The sequence below is a fragment of the Shewanella pneumatophori genome (assembly GCF_023283895.1).
GTDB lineage: Bacteria > Pseudomonadota > Gammaproteobacteria > Enterobacterales > Shewanellaceae > Shewanella > Shewanella pneumatophori.
The window spans coordinates 1-674 of the sequence record NZ_JAKILB010000038.1; the positions used below are offsets into that span (position 1 = coordinate 1).

Genomic DNA, 674 nt, shown 5'->3' on the forward strand with positions numbered 1-674 from the left:
CTTAGAAAAAAATATCAAAAGCCAAGCTAAATTGAATCATCAGGCCAGTAGGTTAATAGGCATAAAAGGTGTTGCAGAAATTACAGCAACAGCTGCAGTCGCCTTTGCTGGCAACGGTACGCATTATCATAATGGTCGTCACTTTGCAGCTAATTTGGGATTGGTTCCAAGAGAGTACTCAAGTGGCGGTAAGCAAAAACTAGGTAAAATAACTAAGCGTGGCAATAGCTACCTAAGGCGGCTTCTTGTCCAGGGAGCTTGGTCAATCATACGATATGTCGGAAAGAGTACAGACCGAATATCAGTCTGGGCGAAAAAGTTGATTGAACGTCGGGGTAAGCACAAGGCTGCAGTTGCGGTAGCTAATAAACTAGCACGAATAATTTGGTCAATGTTGTACAACCAAACAGAATACAGAGCTAATTAGAAAGAGTTTAGTAGTAACACACCCAACGATGCGATAAGTGTAATGAAGTAACAGGTAAAACCGGCCTTTGCCAATGCTGAGAAAGTACACGGGAGCATATAAACCCGTAGGGACGATAAGCTACAAAGGCGCGGTACTCATTAGGGCCAGAGAATAATACTTTCTCATAAACAGGCCGGATATACGTATGCAGTTTTACCCACTGTTGCTCAATAATATCGCTTGAATTAAGTGAGGTGTCCATATA

2 protein-coding genes are annotated in these 674 nt (G+C 42.3%); one reads left to right on the plus strand and one right to left on the minus strand.

Annotated elements, in window-relative coordinates:
- The coding region (locus L2740_RS21385; RefSeq protein WP_248952002.1) for an IS110 family RNA-guided transposase at positions 1-427 on the plus strand (427 nt) is incomplete at its 5' end.
- A 7-nt stretch (positions 428-434) separates the two neighbouring features.
- On the opposite strand, the gene L2740_RS21390 is transcribed toward L2740_RS21385, so the two are convergent.
- Positions 435-674 (minus strand): hypothetical protein (locus L2740_RS21390; RefSeq protein WP_248952003.1); only part of this gene is annotated, 240 nt, incomplete at its 5' end.